We start from the raw sequence: 22,775 nt of genomic DNA on the forward strand, positions 1-22,775 counted from the left end.
TGATCACCGTCATCGTTCGCAGGCCACTATGGTTTACAAAAGTGTGACGCGTGTCGCGGAAAGTGCGTAACCCCCGTCACACTCTGCCGTTAGTCGGGCAGTGGGGACTTGAGGGAGATCCCCGCGCGAACAGGAAGGGAGCCGGCCCGGATGGGTGTAGACGTAAAGATCGAAGGGCTGACCAAGAGCTTTGGTAAGCAGCTCATCTGGAAAGATGTCTCGTTGACCCTGCCTGCGGGCGAGATCAGCGTGATGCTGGGTCCGTCCGGCACGGGCAAGTCGGTGCTCCTCAAGACCTTGATCGGTCTGATCAAGCCCGACACGGGCTCCGTGGTCATCGAGGGCGTCGACATCGCCAGCTGCTCGGAGCGAGACCTCTACGAGGTTCGCAAGCTGTTCGGCGTGCTGTTCCAGGACGGCGCCATGTTCGGTTCCATGGACCTCTTCGACAACGTCGCGTTCCCGCTTCGTGAGCACACGAAGAAGAGTGAGTCCGAGATCCGCAACATCGTCATGGAGAAGATGGACCTGGTCGGTCTCATCGGCGCCGAGAACAAGCTTCCCGGCGAGATCTCCGGTGGTATGCGTAAGCGTGCCGGTCTGGCGCGTGCTCTGGTCCTCGACCCCGAGATCCTGCTGATCGACGAGCCCGACTCTGGTCTCGACCCGGTGCGTACGGCCTTCATCAACCAGCTCTTCATCGACCTGAACGCGCAGATCGACGCGACCTTCCTGATCGTCACCCACGACATCAACTCGACGCGTACGGTCCCGGACAACATCGGCCTGCTCTACCACAAGCACCTGGCCATGTACGGGCCCCGCGAGATGCTGCTGAGCTCCGAGGAGCCGGTGGTGCGGCAGTTCCTCAACGCCCAGACGATCGGCCCGATCGGCATGTCCGAGGAGAAGGACGCCGACGAGCTGGCCGCCGAGAAGGACATGGGCCTGCCCCCGCTGCCGCCGATCCCGATGCAGCTCGAGCCGTCCAACGGCATTCCGCGCAAGTACCAGCGTCCGCCGGGCGCCTGGTGCCGAGAGAACGGTGTCACCCCGCCGCCGGGATCGTTCCGAGCAGACGCGGCCATGGCCCCCGGTGGTGTGAAAGCAGCAGACCCCACAGAGGCTCCTTACTGATGTCATCTCTGACCGCCGCCAGGGTCCTGAAGCCGATCGGGACCGCTGGCTCGCTCTTCGCGTTCGGTCTGGACGTGGGGCGCGCCGTGTTTCGGCGCCCCTTCCAGTTCCGAGAGTTCATCCAGCAGGCGTGGTTCATCGCGTCGGTGACGATCGTCCCGACCGCGCTGGTCGCGATCCCCTTCGGCGCGGTCATCGCGCTGCAGGTCGGTGGCCTCGTGGCCCAGTTCGGTGCGCAGTCCTTCGTGGGATCGGCCGCGGTCCTCGCGGTCGTCCAGCAGGCTGCCCCGATCGCGACCGCGCTGTTGGTCGCGGGTGCCGGTGGCTCGGCGATCGCCGCCGACCTCGGTGCTCGGAAGATCCGTGAAGAGCTCGACGCCATGATGGTTCTGGGCATCGACCCGATCCAGCGGCTGGTGGTCCCGCGTGTACTCGCCTGCATGATGATCGCGGTCTTCCTCAACGGCCTGGTCTCGATCGTCGGCGTCATGGGCGGGTACGTCTTCAACGTCATCATCCAGGGCGGCACCCCGGGTGCCTACCTGGCCAGCTTCACCGCGCTCGCGCAGATGGCCGACCTGTGGCAGGGCCTCGCGAAGGCGCTCGTGTTCGGTCTGATCGCGGCGATCGTGGCTTCGTACATGGGCATGAACGCCGGCGGTGGCCCCAAGGGCGTCGGTGACGCCGTGAACCAGTCGGTCGTCATCACGTTCCTGTTGCTGTTCATCGTGAACTTCGTGATGTCTGCGATCTTCCTGCAGATCATCCCGAGCAAGTCCGGATAGGAGGCGAGACGGATGGCGAACATCAAGGCGATCTACCAGAAGCCTGCCAAGAGCCTCGACCACCTCGGTGACGAGCTCGGCTTCTACCTGCGCGCGATCTCGTGGTTTCCGCGCACACTGAGGCGCTACAAGAAGGAGATCCTCCGGATCCTCGCCGAGGTCACCCTCGGGTCGGGGGCGCTGGCCGTCATCGGCGGCACCGTCGGCGTGATCTTGGCGATGACCTTCTTCACCGGTGCCCAGGTCGGCCTGTCGGGCTACACCGCCCTCGACCAGCTCGGCACCTCGGCGTTCTCCGGCTTCGTGTCGGCCTACTTCAACACCCGTGAGATCGCGCCGCTGGTCGCCGGCATCGCGCTCGCGGCGACGGTCGGCTGCGGCTTCACCGCCCAGCTCGGCGCGATGCGCATCTCCGAAGAGGTGGACGCCCTCGAGGTGATGGCGATCCCGTCGCTGCCGTTCCTGGTGACCACCCGGATGATCGGCGGCCTGATCGCGATCGTGCCGCTCTACGTGGTCGGCCTGCTCTCCTCCTACGTCGCCACCCGGTTCACGGTGATCCTCTTCTACGGCCAGAGTGCGGGGACCTACGACCACTACTTCAACACGTTCCTGCCGCCCGTCGACGTGCTGTGGTCCTTCGGCAAGGTGCTGATCTTCGCCGTCGTGGTGATCCTGATCCACTGCTACCACGGCTACAACGCCTCCGGCGGCCCCGCAGGGGTCGGTGTCGCGGTCGGTAAGGCGGTGCGTACGAGCATCGTCGCCGTCTCCGTGCTCGACCTGATGCTCTCGATGGCGATCTGGGGCAGCACGACGACAGTGAGGTTGGCGGGATGACTCAGACACTCGCTCGCGACGAGGTCCATCACGACCTGCCCGCGCCGCACAAGCGGAGCGCAGTGGCGCTCGCCTGGGGCCGGCAGAAGGGCAAGATCCTCGGGATCCTCTTCCTCGCGCTGCTCCTGGCCGCGCTCGTCCTGACCTGGGCGCAGTTCACCAACCGGTTCGGACAGTTCGAGGAGATCACCCTCAAGGCCGACCGCGTCGGTCTGCAGCTCCCCGAGCGCGCCGACGTCAAGGTCCGTGGCCTGATCGTGGGCGAGGTCCTCGACATGAAGCCGACCGACGATGGTGCCGAGCTGACCCTGGGGCTGTTCCCCGAGGAGATCAGCAAGGTCCACCCGGACGTGACCGGCGCGATCCTCCCCAAGACCCTCTTCGGCCAGAAGTACGTCTCGCTGGTCCCGCCCGACACCGACTTCACCGAGCCGATCCAGGCCGGTGCGGTCATCGAGAAGACCAAGATGGCCACCGAGGTCCAGGCCGTGCTGCGTGACCTCTACCCGCTGCTGCGGACGATCCAGCCGGCCGACCTCAACAACACGCTCAACGCGCTCGCCACCGCCCTCGAGGGTCGCGGCGACAAGCTCGGGGAGTCGCTCGACACCCTCGACTCCTACCTGAAGCGGCTGAACCCCGAGATCCCGGCGCTGATCGAGGACCTCGAGCTCGCCACGGAGGTCTCCGGCACCTACCAGGCCGTGCTCCCGGAGATCGGTCAGATCCTGCGCAACACCATCGTCACCGCGACCACGCTCGAAGACCGCGAGGTGGAGCTCAACAAGATGCTGACCGACGTCACCGCGTTCTCCAACACCGCCGACAAATTCCTCGACGACAACGGCGACACGCTGATCCAGGTCGGCGAGGTCGGTCGGCCGGTCACCCAGACGCTGGCCCGTTACGCCCCGATGTTCCCGTGCCTCATCGGTGGCATGGACGTCCTGACCGACGAGTTCACCGAAGTGTTCCGCAACAACACCGTCCACATCACGCTGGAGACGCTGCCGCACCAGTCGCGTCCCTACTCGACCAAGGACAAGCCGCGCTACGGCGAGGACAGCGGGCCCTACTGCGGTGAGATGCCGAACGCGTCCTGGAGCCAGAAGAAGCCGTTCGCGCCGTTCCCCAACAAGAACGACGGCGTCGACGAGCCCACCGGAAAGGGTGTCATGCGCTCCGCCACCGGGACGACCGGCTACTCGGCCCTGTCCTACGTCGGTACGTCGGCCGAGACCGATGTCATCAACGAGCTGTTCGCCCCCGGCATGGGCATGACCGCCAGTGAGGTCCCGGACCTAGGCGGGCTGCTGCTCGGCCCGGCCGCACGTGGAGCTGAGGTGACGTACGAATGAGCGCAGTGAAGCTCTTCGACGCCAAGACCTTCCAGGACTTCTGGAAGCTGGTGATCTTCGTGATCGTCACGACCCTGGCCACCGGCCTGCTCGCGATCACCATCGGCAACGTCACCTTCGGGCAGACCGATGAGTACAAGGCCGTCTTCACCGACGTCACCGGTGTGAACAAGGGCGACGACGTACGCATCTCCGGGGTCAAGGTCGGCTCGGTCAAGGGCATCGAGATCTCCGACGATGCCCGCAGCGCGGTGGTCACCTTCACGGTCGACAGCGCGCAGCAGATCGCGACCACGACCGAGGCGACGATCAAGTACCGCAACCTGATCGGCCAGCGCTACCTGGCGCTGACCAACCAGCTGGTGGGCGACTCCTCCGCCCTGCAGGAGGGCCAGACCATCCCGGTCGGGCAGACCCACCCGGCGCTCGACCTGACCGTGCTCTTCAACGGGTTCAAGCCGCTCTTCCAGGCGCTGTCGCCCAACGACGTCAACACCCTGTCCTACGAGATCGTCCAGGTCTTCCAGGGCGAGGGCGGCACGCTGGAGAGCCTGCTCTCTCACACCGCCTCGCTGACCTCGACGCTGGCCGAGAAGGACCAGGTCATCAACGCTCTGATCGACAACCTCACCGAGGTGCTCGAGCACGTGGGCGACCGCGAGAAGGAGCTCTCCAGCCTGATCGTGACCTTCCGCGACTTCGTCGGAGGTCTCAACAACGACCGCGAGGCGATCCTCGGCTCCCTGGACCAGATCTCGGCGCTCTCCGTGGAGACCGCCGACCTGGTGCACGAGGCGAAGGACCCGCTCCTGGAGGACCTGCGCCAGGCCCGGAGGTTCTCCGACGAGGTGGCCAAGGACAAGCGCCAGCTCGACGACGCCCTCGAGCTCCAGCCGATCAAGCTGGACAAGATCGGCGCGACGGCCAGCTACGGCGGTTGGTTCAACTTCTACCTGTGCGGTCTGCGGGGCACGATCCGAGACCCTGAGGGCAAGGACCTCGAGATTCCGCTCTACGAGCCCGGTCAAGCGAGGTGCAACCTCGGATGATTCCCTTCCGCGAACGTAACCCAGTCAAGATCGGCGCCGTCTCGATCGCCGTCCTCGTCATGCTGTTGGTGATGGCGTTCAAGGCCGACAGCCTGCCGCTGATCGGTGGTGGCACCACCTACTACGCCAACTTCTCCGAGGCCGGTGGCCTCAAGGCCGGCGACGAGGTCCGCGTGGCCGGCGTCCGGGTCGGCAAGGTCGACTCGATCGAGCTGGACGGCAACCAGGTCAAGGTCGGCTTCAAGATCCGCGAGAAGGTCAACTTCGGTGAGAACTCCGGAGCCGGCGTACGCGTGAAGACGCTGCTCGGCGACATGTTCCTCGAGCTGCAGCCGGCCGGAGAGGGCCAGATGAAGGCGGGAGCCACCATCCCGGTCGACCGCACGGAGTCTCCCTACGACGTGGTCGAGGCCTTCGAGGGGCTGGCCGATACCTCCGCCAACATCGACAAGGACCAGCTCGCCGCGGCGCTCACCACGCTCGCCGACCTGACCCGGTCGACGCCGGAGGAGTTCCAGGCCGCCCTCACCGGCGTCTCCGACCTATCCCGCAACCTGGCCGCCAAGGACGAGCGCATCGAGTCGCTGCTCACCCAGCTCGACCGGGTGACGAAGGTGCTCGACGAGCGCGACGAGGACCTGATCACGCTGATGAACGACGCCAACCAGCTCTTCGCTGCGTTGGTCGAGCGGCGCGAGGCGGTCCACAACCTGCTGATCTCGACCCAGCTGCTCTCTAAGGAGCTCTCCCAGCTGGTCGACGACAGCCGTGCCGACCTCAAGCCGGCGCTGGAGAGCCTCGACGTGATCCTCGACGTCTTCACGAAGAACGAGGAGAACCTCGAGAAGTCCCTGCGGCTGATGGCGCCGTTCTACAAGGTCTTCAACAACACCCTGGGCAACGGCCCCTGGTGGGACACCTACATCCAGAACATGCCTCCCGTTCCGGCTCTCACTGGGAGGACCCCATGAACAAGGTAATTGTTCCGATCATCATCGGTGCTCTCGTCCTCGGGGTCGGGGCCTGGGCGCTGGTCCGCGACACCGGTGAGAAGACGCTCGTGGCGCACTTCCCGCGCACGGTCTCGCTCTACGAGGGCAGCGACCTGCGGGTGCTCGGCGTCGCCGTCGGCAAGGTGACCTCGGTCGAGCCGAACGGCACCGACGTGAAGGTCACCCTGGAATACAAGAGCGACGTCGACCTGCCCGCGGACGCCAAGGCCGTGATCATCTCGCCGTCGATCGTCGGCGACCGCTACGTCCAGGTCACGCCCGCCTACGACGGCGGCAAGAAGCTGGCCGACGGTGCGGTGCTGAGCACCGACAAGACGTCGGTCCCGGTCGAGCTCGACCAGATCTACTCCAGCGTCGACGATCTCGTGGTCGCGATCGGTCCCGACGGAGCCAACAAGAACGGCGCCCTCACCGACCTGCTGCAGCAGACCGCGAAGAACCTCGGCGGCCAGGGCGAGAAGATCAACTCGACCGTCGGCGACCTCGGCAAGCTGACCAAGGTGCTCGACAACCGCGACGAGCAGTTCTTCGACTCCGCCGAGCAGCTCGAAGGCTTCATCGGCACGCTCGCCGAGAACGACAAGACCGTACGCGACTTCGCCCAGGCGCTCGCCGAGGTCTCCTCGATGCTGGAAGGTGAGCGCGAAGAGCTCGCCGCGTCGATGAAGAACCTCTCGGTGGCGCTGAACAAGGTCACCCAGTTCGTCCGGGACAACAAGGCGATCCTGCGCGAGGACATCCAGAGCCTCAACCGGATCGGCAAGGTCCTCGTGAAGCAGCGCAAGGCGCTCGACGAGAGCCTCCGGACCGCGCCGCTGGCGCTCAACAACCTGGGCCTGGCGTACAACCCGGAGACCGGCACGCTCGACACCAACGCCAACATCACCATGATCCTCGACGAGATCATCGAGAACCCGGCGTCGTTCCTGTGCAGCCTCGTGGACCAGGCGACCGACGGCAGCAGCGCCGAGATCTGCTCGCAGATCCGGCAGATGCCGGGACTGAACCGCTCCGCGGCGATCGGACTCGGCACGGGTTCGTCCTACGGAGTGCCCTATGACATGTCGCTCGGCGGCCTGGTGGAGGTGAAACGATGAAGCGCGCCCTCCAGGCATTCGTCGGCGTGATCGCCGGCGCCCTGATGCTGACCGGCTGCGGCACCTTCTCCGTCTACGACCTGCCGCTCCCGGGCGGCGTGGACGCCGGTGACGACGCCATCTCGGTCACCGCGCAGTTCGAGGACACCCTCGACCTGGTGCCCCAGTCGACCGTCAAGCTCGAGGACATCGACGTCGGCAAGATCAACAAGATCTGGCTCGACGACGGCGTCGCCACCGTCGAGATGCTGCTGAAGAAGGACGTCAGTCTTCCGAGCAACGCCCGCGCGTCGATCCAGCAGACGTCCCTGCTGGGCGAGAAGTTCGTCTCGCTGGAGCGGCCGGCCGAGCCCGAGTCGACCAAGCTCGCCGACGGCTCGACCATCCCGCTCTCGCAGACCGGCCGCAACCCGGAGATCGAAGAGGTCTTCAGTGCGCTGAGCCTGCTGCTCAACGGTGGTGGCGTGGCTCAGCTGAAGACGATCTCGACCGAGCTCAACAAGGCGCTCGCCGGCCGTGAGGACTCCGCCCGCTCCGTACTCCACCAGGTGGAGAAGCTGGCGCGCGACCTCGACAACAACAAGGAGAAGATCGTCGCGGCCATCGAGGCGCTCGATGCGCTGGCGAAGGCCACCAACGCGCAGATGGGCTCCATCGACGCTGCCCTCGACGAGCTGCCTTCGGCGATCTCCAGCATCGACAAGCAGCGCGCCGACCTGGTCAAGATGCTCAAGGCCCTGGAGCGGCTCGGAGACACCGGCGTACGCGTCATCCGGGCGTCCAAGGACAACACCATCGGCATCATCAAGGACCTCAGGCCGGTCCTGTCGAACCTGGCCGACTCCGGCGACGACTTCGTCCGGGCGATGAACACGATCCTCACCTATCCGTTCGTCGACGCGGCGGTCGGTGGTTCGCCGCAGGCCGCGCGCAACCTGCACATGGGTGACTTCGTCAACCTCGACGTCACCGTCGACCTCAACCTCGACACGCTGCTCCAGAACGCGCCTCGGGTCGGCAGCACCGTCTGCTGGGGTCTCGAGGAGATCAACAGGAAGCTCAAGACGTATCCGGACGAGGAGACGGCTCTCGACTGGCTCAACAACCTCACGAACGTCTGCAAGGACGGCGGGCTGGCCAGCGCCATCGACACCTGCCAGGAGGTACTGACCGGACAGTCCTCCTCGGCGCCCCAGGCGTGCGTGACGGGCGTGCTGGGTTCGATCGGGAAGACCCTCGACGGCCTGCTAGGGCTCGGGGCTCCCTCGTCCAACGGCGGGAGCACCACCGACGACGGCTCCGGGTGCGTGCTGCTCCTGTTCTGCCGTGCCGGTGCGACACCGGGGACCCATGCGGTGACGTACGACGAGCTGAGCAAGGAGCTCGACCCGGGGCTGACCTCGCTGATGATCCCCGCGCTGAGCACCTCGAGCAACACTCACCAGGAGGGCGTCTCATGATCACCCGCCGTACGAAGATGCAGTTGATGATCTTCTTGCTGATCACCCTCGTCGGGGTCAGCTTCGTCGGTGCGCGCTACGCCCGCCTGGGGTCGCTGTTCGTCAAGGACCACTACGTCGTGATGGCCCACTTCGAGCAGTCCGGCGGCATCTACGAGGACGCCGAGGTCGACTACCGAGGCGTCAAGATCGGCCAGGTCGGTGAGCTGGTGCTCAACCGCACTGGTGTCGACGTGACCCTGAAGATCGACAAGGGCTGGGAGGACAAGATCCCGGCCGACAGCCTCGCCGTGGTCGGCAACCGCTCCGCCGTCGGTGAGCAGTACGTCGAGCTGCAGCCGCAGTCCAAGGGCGGGCCCTACCTCGAGGACGGCTCCGAGATCGCCCGCGCCGCGACGACCACGCCGCTGCCGACCGAGAAGCTCCTCGAGGACGTCACCACGACGGTGAACTCGGTCGACCAGAAGGCGCTCACCACGACCATCGACGAGCTCGGCAAGGGGTTCGCCGGCACCGGTCAGGACCTGCAGACCATCATCGACACCGGCACCGCCTTCGTGGAGACCGCCGACCAGAACTTCGCCCTCACCACCCAGCTGATCCGGGACAGCAACACGGTCCTCCAAGGCCAGCTGGACAGCAGCTCGGCGATCAAGTCGTTCGCGACCGACCTGGAGCTGTTCACCGGCACCCTGGCCGGCTCCAACAAGGACCTGATCAGGCTGATCGAGAGTGGCTCGGCCAGCTCGATCGAGCTGCGGCAGTTCCTGGAGCAGAACGACGTGGAGATCAGCGAGCTCCTCAACGAGGTGCTGGTGACCGGCAAGGTCGTCCGGAAGAACCTGCCGGGTGTCAGGCACCTGCTCTCGATCTTCCCGGTCGTCGTCGAGGGCAGCTTCGCGGTCGTCGACGTCGGCCACCCCGGCCTGGCGCAGGCCCACTTCGGGTTGGCGCTGACCACCCAGGCGCCGTGCAAGCAGGGCTACGAGAGCACCAAGAAGCGCAGCCCGCTGGACCTGCAGAGCCGTCCGTTCAACACGGAGGTCTCCTGCACCGAGGACCCGAGCAAGTCGAACCCTCGTGGCTCCAGCCAGGTGCCGCGCGCGGCCGTCGGTGGCACCGACTCGATCGCCAGCTTCGACCCGGACACCGGCGAGCTCACCTGGGGCGAGGCCGAGGAGACCACGGTGTCGACCGCCGCTCCCGCCTCCTACGGCGAGGACGCCTGGAAGTGGCTCTACCTGCAGCCGATGGAGACCGAGTAGCCGGACCCCTGACCACCACGCAGCCGACCGGGGTCGGGGCCCGGAACGCTGCTGCATCGACCGATTCGCCAGCGGCGTACGGTGTTGATGCTTGGAAATGGCTCCTGGAGCCGCTGACCACAGAGAGTGATCCGTCTTGAGCACCACGACCGACCCCGGACCCGACACGGAGACCGGCGCAGAGACCGACCAGGCGACCGCGAACCGGGGCGCACTGCTCCGCTGGGGCGTCCTGGCCCTGCTGATCGCCGTGATCCTGGCTGCAGTCGGCTACGTCGGCTGGCAGCTGGCCCGCGGCGCCGACGAGTCGGTGGTGAGCCAGCGCGAGCAGGTGATGGCGGCGGCCGACAAGTTCGTCGGCCGGGTCAACACCTACGGTCCCGATGACGTCGGCAGCGACAAGAAGACGATGCCGAAGTATCGCGAGCGGGTGGGTGAGCTGCTGACCCCGAAGTTCGAGAAGAGCTTCCTGGGCAACGTCGCCTTCGCCGAGGCCACCGTCGTCCAGCAGGGCGTCGGTCGCACCACGAGCGTGCACAGCACGGGCGTCGCCGGCCTCGACGAGGACAGCGCGACCGTGCTCGTCGTCGCCGAGCTCGCGATCAGCTACCCGAAGTCCGAGGGCTCCGAGGAGCGCGTCGAGGCGGCGCGTCAGCTCGCCCGTACAGAGGTGGAGCTGGTGAAGCAGAACGGGAAGTGGCTGGTCGACGACTGGTACCCCGCCGAGGAAGCTCCTACTTCGGAAAGCAGCGAAGGGGTGACACCATGAGTTCCACGATGACTAGTCCGACCTGGTACGACCTGCTCGACGTCGAGCCCGATGCCGCCACCGACGACATCCGCGCGGCGTGGAAGTCCGCGATCGCCGACCTGGACCCCACCGACCGCCGTTTCCGCACCCTCAACGATGCCGCCGCGGTCCTGCTGGACCAGAAGAAGCGGGCTGCGTACGACGCGGAGCTGGCCGCTCTCGAGGAGGCTGCGGTCGAGGACGAGGACCGCGGGGCAGACGAGGAGACCGCCGACACCGCGGTGGCAGCCGACGCGGATGACGACGACGAGCCCGCCGACGAGGAGCCCGACGCCGAGGAGAGTGCGGCCACCGGACGTACGCTGCCGCTGCTCCCGACGTGGGGGCTGGTCGCCGCCGGCGCGCTCGCCCTGGCCGCGGTCGTCGCTGCCGGCGTGGTCTTCCTCGGGCAGGACAAGGTCAGCACCGTCGCCAACAACAACGTCACGACCAGCACCGTCGAGGGTGCGGTGGGCAAGCAGATCACCCGCAACCACAAGCTTCTCGTCGAGGAGCAGGGCGCCGAGGCGCTCGAGGCGGCGAAGAAGGCTGTCGTCCCGCTGCTCTCCTACGACTACAGCAAGATGGACGAGTCGAAGAGCAAGGCTCACGACGTGATGACGAAGGACTACCGCGAGGACTACGACCGGCTCTTCGCCGTGCTCGTCGACAACGTCCCCGAGACGAAGACCGTGGTGAAGACGCTCGCCCCGGTCGACGCCGGCGTCATCCGGGTCTCCGAGGACACCGTGCAGATCCTCGTGCTGGTCGACCGTCAGGTCACCAACGCCCAGCGGAGCACCCCGATCGGCTACCAGGAGTACGCGATGCTCACGATGGCCAAGGTCGGCGACGAGTGGCTGGTGGACAAGGTCGAGACCCAGCCGAGCCAGGACTAGGCCCGAGCTGACCTGGCCATCCAGGCTTTTGCGCTACCTGTCAAGTGATTGGAATAACTTTTCCGTGGGTCGGACCGATTGGCGCGGATGCTTGACCCGGGGTGCCGATGGGGCGCATGATCATCCGCGATGCTCGACAATGGCACTGCACCGACAACGCCGAGGTTCGAGCGCCGCAGGTGTGAATGAAGGTACGCCGGACTTTTAATTGGGCCCGGTGTTGTGAAGTGCGCTTTTGTGCCGTACGATGGCGCTTTGCGCATGCCTTCATATGCCCCTCAGCCTGCCCGGTGGCTGTTCGGTGGTCGGCAGCGCGAATCCACCTGCGAACCTTGTCGAAGGATTCCTCTTGGCCGCGCGCACCTCGTCGGGTGACTCCACCCCTCGCCGCATCTCTTTCGCTAAGATCTCAGAGCCTCTCGAGCTTCCCAAGCTCCTCGCCCTCCAGACCGACAGCTTCGACTGGCTGATCGGTAACGAGCGCTGGCAGGAGCAGGTCGCCGCCCGCGAAGCAGCGGGGGAGGACGTGTCTCACAAGTCCGGTCTACAGGAGATCTTCGAGGAGATCTCCCCGATCGAGGACTTCTCGGAGACGATGTCCCTCTCGTTCGAGAGCCCTGTCTTCTACGACCCCAAGTACACCGTCGAGGAGTGCAAGGAGAAGGACTTCACCTACTCCGCGCCTCTCTATGTCTCGGCGGAGTTCACCAACAACGACACCGGTGAGATCAAGGGCCAGACGGTCTTCATGGGCGACTTCCCGCTCATGACCGAGCAGGGCACCTTCGTCATCAACGGCACCGAGCGTGTTGTCGTCTCGCAGCTCGTCCGGTCCCCGGGCGTCTACTTCGAGCGCACCGCCGACAAGACGTCCGACAAGGACATCTACACCGCCAAGCTGATCCCCAGCCGCGGCGCCTGGCTCGAGTTCGAGATCGACAAGCGCGACCTGGTCGGCGTCCGCCTCGACCGCAAGCGCAAGCAGAACGTCACGGTGCTGCTCAAGGCCCTCGGCTGGACCAACGAGCAGATCCGCGAGGAGTTCGGCGAGTACGAGTCGATGATGCTGACCCTCGAGAAGGACAGCACCACCGCTCAGGACGACGCGCTGCTCGACATCTACCGCAAGCTGCGCCCGGGCGAGCCCCCGACGCGTGAGGCCGCGCAGACGCTGCTGAACAACTACTACTTCAACCCGAAGCGCTACGACACCGCCAAGGTCGGTCGCTACAAGGTCAACAAGAAGCTCGGTCTGACCGAGGCCTTCGACCAGCAGACCCTGACCGTCGACGACATCGTCGCGACGATCAAGTACATCGTCGCGCTGCACGACGGGCGTGCGCAGCTCGAGATGCCGGCCGGCATCACCGAGGTCGCCGCTGACGACATCGACCACTTCGGCAACCGCCGGATGCGTACGGTCGGCGAGCTGATCCAGAACCAGCTGCGTACGGGCCTTGCTCGTATGGAGCGGGTGGTGCGCGAGCGGATGACGACCCAGGACGTCGAGGCGATCACGCCGCAGTCCCTGATCAACATCCGTCCCGTGGTCGCTGCGCTGAAGGAGTTCTTCGGCACCTCGCAGCTGTCGCAGTTCATGGACCAGAACAACCCTCTTGCGGGCCTGACGCACAAGCGGCGTCTGTCGGCTCTCGGTCCGGGTGGTCTCTCCCGTGACCGCGCCGGCATGGAGGTCCGAGACGTCCACCCGTCGCACTACGGCCGGATGTGCCCGATCGAGACCCCTGAGGGTCCCAACATCGGTCTGATCGGTTCGCTGGCCTCCTTCGGCCGGATCAACCCGTTCGGCTTCGTCGAGACGCCCTACCGCAAGGTCGAGAACGGTGTCGTCACCGACAAGATCGACTACCTGACCGCCGACGACGAGGACCGCTACGTCATCGCGCAGGCCAACGCGGCCGTCGACGAGAACATGAAGTTCGCGACCGAGCGCGTGCTGGTCCGCCAGCGCGACGGTGAGGTCTCCGAGCTCCTGGCCGACGAGGTCGACTACATCGACGTCTCGCCGCGCCAGATGGTGTCGGTCGCGACCGCGCTGATCCCGTTCCTCGAGCACGACGACGCCAACCGTGCGCTCATGGGCGCCAACATGCAGCGTCAGGCGGTGCCGCTGGTCCGCAGCGACTCGCCGCTGGTCGGCACGGGCATCGAGTACCGCGCGGCTGTCGACGCCGGTGACGTGCTCGTCGCGAAGAAGGCCGGTGTGGTCAAGGAGGTCTCCTCCGACCTGATCGAGACCCTCAACGACGACGGCACCTACACCTCGTACAAGCTCGCGAAGTTCGAGCGTTCCAACCAGGGCAACTGCGTCAACCAGCAGCCGCTGGTCGACGAGGGCGCCCGGGTCGAGGTCGGCTCCCCGCTGGCCGACGGTCCGGCGACCCAGGGTGCCGAGATGGCGCTGGGTGCCAACCTCCTGGTCGCCTTCCAGTCGTGGCAGGGCCACAACTACGAGGACGCGATCATCCTCTCCCAGCGTCTGGTGCAGCAGGACTACCTCACCTCGATCCACATCGAGGAGCACGAGGTCGACGCCCGCGACACCAAGCTGGGGCCGGAGGAGATCACCCGGGACATCCCGAACGTCTCCGAGGAGATGCTGGCCGACCTCGACGAGCGCGGCATCATCCGCATCGGCGCCGAGGTCACCACCGGTGACATCCTGGTCGGCAAGGTCACCCCGAAGGGCGAGACCGAGCTGACCCCGGAGGAGCGCCTGCTCCGCGCGATCTTCGGTGAGAAGGCGCGCGAGGTCCGCGACACCTCGATGAAGGTTCCGCACGGCGAGGAGGGCACCGTCATCGGTGTCCGCGTCTTCGACCGTGAGGAGGGCGACGAGCTGCCCCCGGGTGTGAACCAGCTGGTTCGGGTCTACGTGGCGCAGAAGCGCAAGATCTCCGTGGGTGACAAGCTCGCCGGCCGTCACGGCAACAAGGGCGTCATCGCGAAGATCCTGCCGGTCGAGGACATGCCGTTCATGGAGGACGGCACCCCGGTCGACGTCCTGCTCAACCCGCTCGGTGTTCCGCGTCGTATGAACATCGGACAGGTCCTGGAACTCCACCTCGGCTGGCTCGCCAAGCAGGGCTGGGACCTCAACCTCTCCGAGGACCCCGAGGACAGCGCCTGGAAGCAGCGCCTCATCAAGATCCACGCCGACAAGGCCGACCCGGGCACCAAGGTGGCCACGCCGGTCTTCGACGGTGCGCGTGAGGACGAGATCACCGGTCTGCTCAGCGCGACCCTCCCCAACCGGGACGGTCGGCGTGTGGTCGGCACCGACGGCAAGGCCCGCCTCTTCGACGGTCGCTCCGGCGAGCCGTTCCCGGAGCCGGTGGCCGTGGGCTACATGTACATCCTCAAGCTGCACCACCTGGTCGACGACAAGATCCACGCGCGTTCGACCGGTCCGTACTCGATGATCACCCAGCAGCCGCTCGGCGGTAAGGCCCAGTTCGGTGGCCAGCGCTTCGGTGAGATGGAGGTCTGGGCGATGGAGGCGTACGGCGCCGCCTACGCCCTGCAGGAGCTCCTCACCATCAAGTCGGACGACGTGCCCGGCCGTGTGAAGGTGTACGAGGCGATCGTCAAGGGCGAGAACATCCCCGACTCGGGTATCCCGGAGTCGTTCAAGGTTCTCGTCAAGGAGATGCAGTCGCTGTGCCTGAACGTCGAGGTGCTGAGCCAGGACGGTTCGGCGATCGAGCTTCGTGACGCGGAGGAAGACGTCTTCCGCGCCGCCGAGGAGCTCGGCATCGACCTCTCCCGTCGCGAGCCCTCTTCCGTAGAGGAAGTCTGACGAGCGGGAGGTACGCCTCGGCGTACCTCCCCTCCCTCAGTCCCCTTTGAATTTTCCAAGAACTAACGAAGGAACTGGAAGCCACCGTGCTCGACGTCAACTTCTTCGATCAGCTCAAGATCGGCCTGGCCACCGCGGACGAGATCCGCGCGTGGAGCCACGGCGAGGTCAAGAAGCCTGAGACCATCAACTACCGCACGCTCAAGCCCGAGCGTGACGGCCTCTTCTGCGAGAAGATCTTCGGTCCCACCCGGGACTGGGAGTGCTACTGCGGCAAGTACAAGCGCGTGCGCTTCAAGGGCATCATCTGTGAGCGCTGTGGCGTCGAGGTCACCCGCTCCAAGGTACGCCGCGAGCGGATGGGCCACATCGAGCTCGCCGCTCCGGTGACCCACATCTGGTACTTCAAGGGCGTTCCGTCGCGGCTGGGCTACCTGCTCGACCTCGCTCCGAAGGACCTGGAGAAGGTCATCTACTTCGCTGCGTACATGATCACCTCGGTCGACGAGGACTCGCGTCACCGCGACCTGTCCTCGCTCGAGGCCAAGGTCGACCAGCAGCGCAAGATGCTGACCGGCCGGCTCGACGTGGCGATCAACGACCGCGCCAAGAAGCTCGAGACCGACCTGGCCGCGCTCGAGGCCGAGGGCGCCAAGTCCGACGCCAAGCGCAAGGTCAAGGACGGCGCCGAGCGCGAGATGAAGCAGCTGCGCGACCGCACCGAGCGTGAGGTCAACCGTCTCGACGAGGTCTGGGACACCTTCAAGAACCTGAAGGTCCAGGACCTCATGGGCGACGAGCTGCTCTACCGCGAGATGAAGACCTGGTTCGGGAAGTACTTCGAGGGCCACATGGGCGCCACGGCGATCCAGAAGCGCCTCGAGAGCTTCGACATCGCCGAGGAGGTCGAGAACCTGCGCGAGACCATCGCCACAGGCAAGGGTCAGCGCAAGGTCCGCGCGCTCAAGCGCCTCAAGGTCGTCGACGCCTTCCGCAAGACCGGCAACCAGCCGACCGGCATGGTGCTCGACGCCGTCCCGGTCATCCCGCCGGACCTGCGCCCGATGGTGCAGCTCGACGGTGGCCGCTTCGCGACCTCCGACCTCAACGACCTCTACCGTCGTGTGATCAACCGCAACAACCGCCTCAAGCGTCTCCTCGACCTCGGTGCCCCCGAGATCATCGTGAACAACGAGAAGCGGATGCTGCAGGAGGCCGTCGACTCGCTGTTCGACAACGGTCGTCGTGGCCGCCCGGTCACCGGGCCGGGCAACCGTCCGCTGAAGTCGCTCTCCGACATGCTCAAGGGCAAGCAGGGCCGCTTCCGTCAGAACCTGCTCGGTAAGCGCGTCGACTACTCGGGCCGTTCGGTCATCGTGTCGGGTCCGCAGCTCAAGCTGCACCAGTGCGGTCTGCCGAAGCAGATGGCCCTGGAGCTGTTCAAGCCGTTCGTGATGAAGCGCCTGGTGGACCTGAGCCACGCTCAGAACATCAAGTCCGCCAAGCGGATGGTCGAGCGTGCTCGCCCGGTCGTGTGGGACGTCCTCGAAGAGGTCATCACCGAGCACCCGGTTCTGCTGAACCGTGCGCCCACCCTGCACCGCCTCGGCATCCAGGCCTTCGAGCCCCAGCTGATCGAGGGTAAGGCCATCCAGCTGCACCCGCTCGTCTGCACCGCGTTCAACGCGGACTTCGACGGTGACCAGATGGCTGTCCACCTGCCGCTGTCGGCGGAGGCTCAGGCCGAGGCTCGCATCCTGATGCTCTCGACCAACAACATCCTCAAGCCGTCCGACGGTCGTCCGGTCACGATGCCGACCCAGGACATGATCATCGGTCTCTACTTCATCACCTCCGACCGCGAGGGTGAGATCGGCGAGGGCCGTGCCTTCTCGTCCCCGGCCGAGGCCATCATGGCCTTCGACCACCTCCAGATCACGCTGCAGTCGAAGATCAAGATCCGCCTCGACGACATCGTCCCGCCGATCGGCTACGACGTGCCGGAGGGCTGGACCGAAGGCAACCCGCTCGTGCTCGAGACCACGCTGGGCCGGGTGATCTTCAACGACACCCTGCCGGCCGACTACCCCTTCGTGAACTACGAGGTCGGTAAGAAGCAGCTCGGCGCGATCATCAACGACCTGGCCGAGCGTTACACCAAGGTCGAGGTCGCGGCGTCGCTGGACGCGCTCAAGGACAACGGCTTCCACTGGGCCACCCGTTCGGGTGTCACGGTCTCCATCGACGACGTCACCACGCCGCCGAACAAGGCCGAGATCCTGGAGACCTTCGAGACGCAGGCTGCCAAGGTGCAGAAGCAGTTCGAGCGCGGCCTGGTCACCGACGAGGAGCGCCGTCAGGAGCTCGTCGAGATCTGGACCGAGGCCGCCAAGGTCGTCGGTGCTGCCATGGAGAAGGCGTTCGACCGCAAGAACCCGATCTACATGCAGGTCACCTCGGGTGCTTCGGGTAACTTCAACCAGATCCGCCAGGTCGGCGCCATGCGAGGACTGGTGGCCAACCCGAAGGGCGAGATCATCCCGCGGCCGATCAAGTCGAACTTCCGCGAGGGTCTCTCCGTCCTGGAGTACTTCATCTCCACCCACGGTGCTCGTAAGGGTCTGGCCGACACCGCGCTGCGTACCGCCGACTCGGGTTACCTGACCCGTCGTCTGGTGGACGTCTCGCAGGACGTCATCATCCGTGAGGACGACTGCGGCACCGAGCGCGGTCTGCCCAAGGTCATCGGTGTCGACCAGGGCGGCGTCGTCGTCAAGGACGACAACGCCGAGACCGCTGCGTACGCTCGCACGGCTGCCGTCGACATCGAGCACCCGTCGACCGGCGAGGTTCTCGCGGTCGCCGGCGAGGACCTGGGCGACGTCAAGATCGAGGAGCTGGTTCGCGCCGGCATCACCGAGGTCAAGGTCCGTTCGGTCCTCACCTGTGAGGCTCGTACGGGTACGTGTGCCAAGTGCTATGGCCGCTCGCTGGCCACCGGCAAGCTCGTCGACATCGGTGAGGCGGTCGGCATCATCGCCGCCCAGTCCATCGGTGAGCCCGGCACCCAGCTGACCATGCGTACGTTCCACACCGGTGGTGTGGCCTCGGCCGACGACATCACGCAGGGTCTGCCGCGTGTCGTCGAGCTCTTCGAGGCGCGTACGCCGAAGGGTGTCACGCCGATCTCCGAGGTCGCCGGACGCGTCGAGATCGAGGAGACCGACAAGGCCCGCAAGGTCCTGGTCACCCCGGACGACGGCTCCGAGGTCAAGGAGTACGTCGTGTCGCGCCGCTCGCGTCTGCGGGTTGGCGACGGCGACCACATCGAGGTCGGCGCTCCGCTGACCATCGGTACGCCGGACCCCAAGGAGGTCCTCCGTATCCTCGGTGTCCGCAAGACGCAGCAGCACCTCGTGGACGAGGTCCAGCAGGTCTACCGGTCGCAGGGTGTGTCCATCCACGACAAGCACATCGAGATCATCGTGCGGCAGATGCTGCGCCGGATCACGGTGCTCGAGTCCGGTGACACCAACCTGCTGCCCTCCGACCTGGCCGACCGCATCGACTTCGAGTCGGAGAACCGGCGCGTGGTCTCCGAGGGCGGCAAGCCGGCCTCGGGTCGTCCGGAGCTGATGGGCATCACCAAGGCCTCGCTGGCCACCGAGTCCTGGCTGTCGGCGGCCTCCTTCCAGGAGACCACCCGCGTCCTCACCGACGCTGCCATCAACGGCCGCTCGGACTCGCTGCGCGGTCTGAAGGAGAACGTCATCATCGGTAAGCTCATCCCGGCCGGTACCGGCCTGGAGCGCTACCGGAACATCAAGGTCGAGCCGACCGATGAGGCTCGCGCCGCGGCGTACTCCGTGACCGGTTACGACAACTACGACTACGAGTTCGGCAACACCGGCGGCCAGGCCGTCGCGCTGGACGACTTCGACTTTGGTTCGTACCAGAGCTGATCGAGTGGTCTAGAAGGCCCCGCCACCTTCGGGTGGCGGGGCCTTCGTCCTTTTCACGGGATCAGCAGCCAGCGGCCATCGGATCCCGGTGCAGCCTCCGCCTCCTGGTAGGCCTCGGCGGCCTTGCTCAGCGGGCGGGTCGCGGCGATCCGGGTCGGCACCGTGCCGTCGGCCGCCAACCGGAGGAGGTCGGCGAGCACCGCGCCGTCGGGCTGGTTCAGTGCGGTCGAGACCTTGATGCCGCGCTCGGCCGTCGGTGCCCGGCCGGGCTTGACGCTGACGTAGCGGCCGCCGTCGCGTACGCCTGCCAGGGCCGGATCGTTGAGCGCCGCCAGGTCGAGGACGGCGTCGTGCGCGTGCGGTTCTATCTCGGTGACGGCGCGGTCGGCGCCGGTGGCGAGGTGCTCGGTGCCGGGGCGTACCAGGGCGTCGACCGTCCAACCGTCGGCTTTGGCCAGCGCCAGTGCCCACAGGCCGACGCCGCCGGCGGCACCGGTGACGAGAAGGCTGCCGCGTTCGGTGCCGAGCAGGTCGAGCGCCTGGCGGGCGGTGAGCGCGTTGAGCGGAGCCGCGGCGGCCGACTCGAGAGTGAGCCCGTCGGGTACGGCCGCTGCGGCGGAGGCGGGGACCACGACCTCGGTCGCGTGGGCGCGGGCGCCTGCGGCCGGGTTGCCGTGGAGGCCGGCGACGCGGTCGCCGACGGCGAATCCGGAGACCGCCTCGCCGACCTCGGTGACCACGCCGCTGAAGTCGAAGCCGAGGCCGATGACGTCGGGGAGGCTGATGGCTGCGTGGTCGCTCGCGACGAAGGCGTCGAAGAGGGTGAAGCCGGCGGCGGCCACCTCGACGCGGATGTCGTCGGGGCCGAGCGTCTGGGCAGGGAGCTCCTCGAGGCGCGGGGTCGGGTCGCCGGCGCGGGAGATGAGTGCGTACATGGTGTTGGTCCTTTGCAGTGGTCTTCTGGTTGCATGCACTACTTTCGGTGCCCTACTCTCCTTTGGGAAGAAGGCACTTTGAAGTGGCGTACGCACCTGGAGGTCTGCCATGGGGACGACGACGGCCGAGCGGCCGAGCGGATTCGACGCATTCTCGGCGCTGTGTCCGAGCCGGCGGCTGCTGGACACCATCGGTGACAAGTGGGTGAGCCTGGCGATCGTGGCGCTGGGGCTCCGCGGCCCGCTGAGGTATTCGGAGCTGGCCTCGCAGATCGAGGGGGTGAGTCAGAAGATGCTGACCCAGTCGCTGCGGAAGATGGAGCGCGACGGCCTGCTGATCCGCACGGTGACCCCGTCGGTGCCGGTGCGAACCGACTACGAGCTCACCCCGCTCGGGCAGACGCTGCTGCCGGTCATCGGCCACCTCAAGGCCTGGGCCGAGGAGCACATGCCGGAGGTCGACGCGGCTCGGACGGTGTACGACAGCAGGGTCTGAGATTTTCTCGAGATCCGACGCAACGAAGCGAACGGTCCGCGCGTCTCAGGATTGGGACGATGAGTTAACTGGCTGGATCTATCTAGCTGGCATCTGCTACTCGAGGAGCGAAGATGCGGCACCTACGACTGATGGTGGTCGGAATCGGGGTCCTCGGCGTGCTCGCGGTGGGAGGTTGTGGGTCGACGAAGGACGGGGCGGTCGACTCGTCACCATCTGCCTCCGGGACCGCGGATCCCGCCCAAGCGAGCAGCACACCATCGTCCCCGACTCAGTCCTCACCGGCGGCCACGGGGGGTTCGCCGGTGAGGACTGAGTCCTCTGCTTCGTCCTCTGACCCCGCGCCGGCGGATCGGAAGACGCCGAAGTGCACGAACACCGACCTGAAGGCCGGCTATCGCGCGACCGACGCCGGCGCCGGATCGCGGTTCGGCGAGATCACGCTGACCAATGTCTCCGGCCATGCGTGTGCCCTCGGTGGCTTCGGCGGACTGTCGTACGTCGGGGGTGGCGACGGCGCCCAGGTCGGCGCGCCCGCGGCACGTGAGGGCAAGTGGCGCACGGTGATCATGAAGCCAGGTCAGGTGGCCGTGAGCGAGGTCTCCGAGTCGACGGCCGAGAACTATCCGGCCTCGGCCTGCAAGCCGACCGAGGTGGACGGGTTCCGGGTCTACGTGCCCGACTCCTACGACTCGCAGTTCGTCCGCCACGAGACCACCGGGTGTGCGGACAAGAACGTGTCGCTCCTGTCTCATCACGCGTTCCACTAGCGGCCATCCGGCTGCGGGATCCTGTCGGGCATGAGACGTGTCCGAGCAGGCCTCCTTGTGTCCGCGGCGCTCCTGGCGAGCTCCGCCATCGCCCCGGCGTACGCCGAGAACGATCCGCGTACCTTCGACCTCCAGGCGCACCGCGGCGGTATCGCGCTGACGGTCGAGAACACGCTGCCGGCCTTCGAGCGGGCGCTCCAGCTGGGCGTGAGCACCCTCGAGCTCGATGTGCAGATCACCGAGGACGGCCTTGCGGTCGTGACGCACGACCGGGACCCGAACCCGGCCAAGTGCGTCGACACCTCGCCGGCGTTCCCCGGTGACCCGGAGTTCCCGTACGTGCCGAACCGGACCTACATCAAGGACCTGACGCTCGCGCAGGTGCGCACGATCGACTGCGGGTCGCTGCGGCAGCCGCAGTTCCCCGACCAGGTGCTCTCGCCGGGCGAGCGGATGCCGCTGCTCTCGGAGGTGTTTGCGCTGGTCAACAGCTACCACGCCGGCCAGGTCCAGCTGAACGTGGAGACGAAGGTCGAGGCTGGAGCGCCGGAGCAGACCGCGCCGCGCGAGCAGTTCGTCCGCGTCGTCCTGGCCGAGATCAGGCGGGCGCACATCCGCAACCAGGTCACGATCCAGAGCTTCGACTGGGGCGCGCTGAAGCGGTTCCGCGAGGTCGAGCCGCGGCTGCCGATCGTTGCGCTGACCAACGGACAGCAGTTCCTCCAGCAGGGACAGCCGGGCGCCTCGCCGTGGCTGGGCGGGATCGACATCGACGACTTCGAGGGGTCGCTGCAGGAGCGGTACGTCGCGGCCGCGGACTCGTTCGGGGCGGATGCGGTCTCCCCGGTCCACGGCGACCCGCAGGGCGGCTCCGTGTCGGATCCGGGCTATGTGCCGTTCACGACCCAGGAGCTGGTCGACGCGGCGCACGCGCGCGGCATCGCGGTCGTGCCGTGGACGGTGGACGACGTCGCCACGATGGAGCATCTGATCGGGCTCGGCGTCGACGGACTGATCACCGACAGGCCGGACGTGCTGCGCGAGGTGCTGGCCGAGCACGGCTACAAGCTGCCGCGCATATACCCAGGTCACCACTAGA

At 66.6% G+C, this 22,775-nt stretch carries 17 protein-coding genes; 16 read left to right on the forward strand and 1 reads right to left on the reverse strand.

What is annotated here, in order from left to right:
• Positions 1–150: 150 nt before the first annotated feature.
• The 13 genes from OG801_RS17825 (at position 151) to OG801_RS17885 (ending at position 19,475) form a co-directional block, all read left to right on the forward strand.
• On the forward strand, positions 151–1,137 hold the full coding sequence (locus tag OG801_RS17825; protein ID WP_406024396.1) for an ABC transporter ATP-binding protein: 987 nt from the start codon (positions 151–153) through the stop codon (positions 1,135–1,137).
• Positions 1,137–1,922, forward strand: a complete 786-nt coding sequence (locus OG801_RS17830) for an ABC transporter permease (protein ID WP_160025586.1) — start codon at positions 1,137–1,139, stop codon at positions 1,920–1,922. The genes OG801_RS17825 and OG801_RS17830 overlap by 1 nt, the downstream gene beginning before the upstream one ends.
• A 12-nt stretch (positions 1,923–1,934) precedes the next feature.
• On the forward strand, positions 1,935–2,762 hold the full coding sequence (locus tag OG801_RS17835; RefSeq protein ID WP_355019328.1) for an ABC transporter permease: 828 nt from the start codon (positions 1,935–1,937) through the stop codon (positions 2,760–2,762).
• Complete coding sequence (locus tag OG801_RS17840) at positions 2,759–4,120, forward strand: MCE family protein (protein WP_406030179.1); 1,362 nt, start codon at positions 2,759–2,761, stop codon at positions 4,118–4,120. The genes OG801_RS17835 and OG801_RS17840 overlap by 4 nt, the downstream gene beginning before the upstream one ends.
• Positions 4,117–5,169, forward strand: coding sequence for an MlaD family protein (locus tag OG801_RS17845; protein WP_355019326.1), 1,053 nt, complete (start codon positions 4,117–4,119; stop codon positions 5,167–5,169). The genes OG801_RS17840 and OG801_RS17845 overlap by 4 nt, the downstream gene beginning before the upstream one ends.
• Positions 5,166–6,140: an MCE family protein gene (locus tag OG801_RS17850; RefSeq protein ID WP_355019325.1), complete on the forward strand. Its 975-nt coding sequence runs from the start codon at positions 5,166–5,168 to the stop codon at positions 6,138–6,140. The genes OG801_RS17845 and OG801_RS17850 overlap by 4 nt, the downstream gene beginning before the upstream one ends.
• A complete protein-coding gene (locus tag OG801_RS17855) occupies positions 6,137–7,279 on the forward strand; it encodes an MCE family protein (RefSeq protein WP_406030181.1) in 1,143 nt (380 codons plus the stop codon). Before OG801_RS17850 ends, OG801_RS17855 begins: the two co-directional genes overlap by 4 nt.
• A complete protein-coding gene (locus OG801_RS17860; RefSeq protein ID WP_406030183.1) occupies positions 7,276–8,739 on the forward strand; it encodes an MCE family protein in 1,464 nt (487 codons plus the stop codon). The genes OG801_RS17855 and OG801_RS17860 overlap by 4 nt, the downstream gene beginning before the upstream one ends.
• Positions 8,736–10,004 (forward strand): MCE family protein, encoded by a 1,269-nt coding sequence (locus OG801_RS17865; protein WP_406030185.1) that lies wholly within the window; start codon positions 8,736–8,738, stop codon positions 10,002–10,004. The genes OG801_RS17860 and OG801_RS17865 overlap by 4 nt, the downstream gene beginning before the upstream one ends.
• Positions 10,005–10,140: 136 nt before the next feature.
• Entirely contained in the window at positions 10,141–10,773 is a 633-nt protein-coding gene (locus OG801_RS17870) for a hypothetical protein (protein ID WP_406030186.1), read from the forward strand.
• On the forward strand, positions 10,770–11,693 hold the full coding sequence (locus OG801_RS17875; protein WP_406030188.1) for a J domain-containing protein: 924 nt from the start codon (positions 10,770–10,772) through the stop codon (positions 11,691–11,693). Before OG801_RS17870 ends, OG801_RS17875 begins: the two co-directional genes overlap by 4 nt.
• 349 nt (positions 11,694–12,042) lie before the next feature.
• Positions 12,043–15,513: a DNA-directed RNA polymerase subunit beta gene (gene rpoB, locus OG801_RS17880; protein WP_378681944.1), complete on the forward strand. Its 3,471-nt coding sequence runs from the start codon at positions 12,043–12,045 to the stop codon at positions 15,511–15,513.
• 86 nt (positions 15,514–15,599) lie between these two features.
• Complete coding sequence (locus OG801_RS17885; RefSeq protein ID WP_406030190.1) at positions 15,600–19,475, forward strand: DNA-directed RNA polymerase subunit beta'; 3,876 nt, start codon at positions 15,600–15,602, stop codon at positions 19,473–19,475.
• A 53-nt stretch (positions 19,476–19,528) separates the two neighbouring features.
• Here OG801_RS17885 and OG801_RS17890 read toward each other — a convergent pair whose 3' ends face one another.
• Positions 19,529–20,410: an alcohol dehydrogenase catalytic domain-containing protein gene (locus OG801_RS17890; protein ID WP_406030191.1), complete on the reverse strand. Its 882-nt coding sequence runs from the start codon at positions 20,408–20,410 to the stop codon at positions 19,529–19,531.
• Positions 20,411–20,519: 109 nt separating this feature from the next.
• Between OG801_RS17890 and OG801_RS17895 the strand changes: the two genes are divergently transcribed.
• The 3 genes from OG801_RS17895 (at position 20,520) to OG801_RS17905 (ending at position 22,774) form a co-directional block, all read left to right on the forward strand.
• Positions 20,520–20,906: a helix-turn-helix domain-containing protein gene (locus OG801_RS17895; protein ID WP_355019316.1), complete on the forward strand. Its 387-nt coding sequence runs from the start codon at positions 20,520–20,522 to the stop codon at positions 20,904–20,906.
• Positions 20,907–21,211: 305 nt separating this feature from the next.
• Complete coding sequence (locus tag OG801_RS17900) at positions 21,212–21,676, forward strand: DUF4232 domain-containing protein (protein ID WP_406030194.1); 465 nt, start codon at positions 21,212–21,214, stop codon at positions 21,674–21,676.
• A 30-nt stretch (positions 21,677–21,706) separates the two neighbouring features.
• Positions 21,707–22,774, forward strand: a complete 1,068-nt coding sequence (locus OG801_RS17905; protein ID WP_406030196.1) for a glycerophosphodiester phosphodiesterase family protein — start codon at positions 21,707–21,709, stop codon at positions 22,772–22,774.
• Position 22,775 lies beyond the last annotated feature (1 nt).

Source organism: Nocardioides sp. NBC_00163 (assembly GCF_045206295.1).
Taxonomy (GTDB): Bacteria; Actinomycetota; Actinomycetes; order Propionibacteriales; family Nocardioidaceae; genus Nocardioides.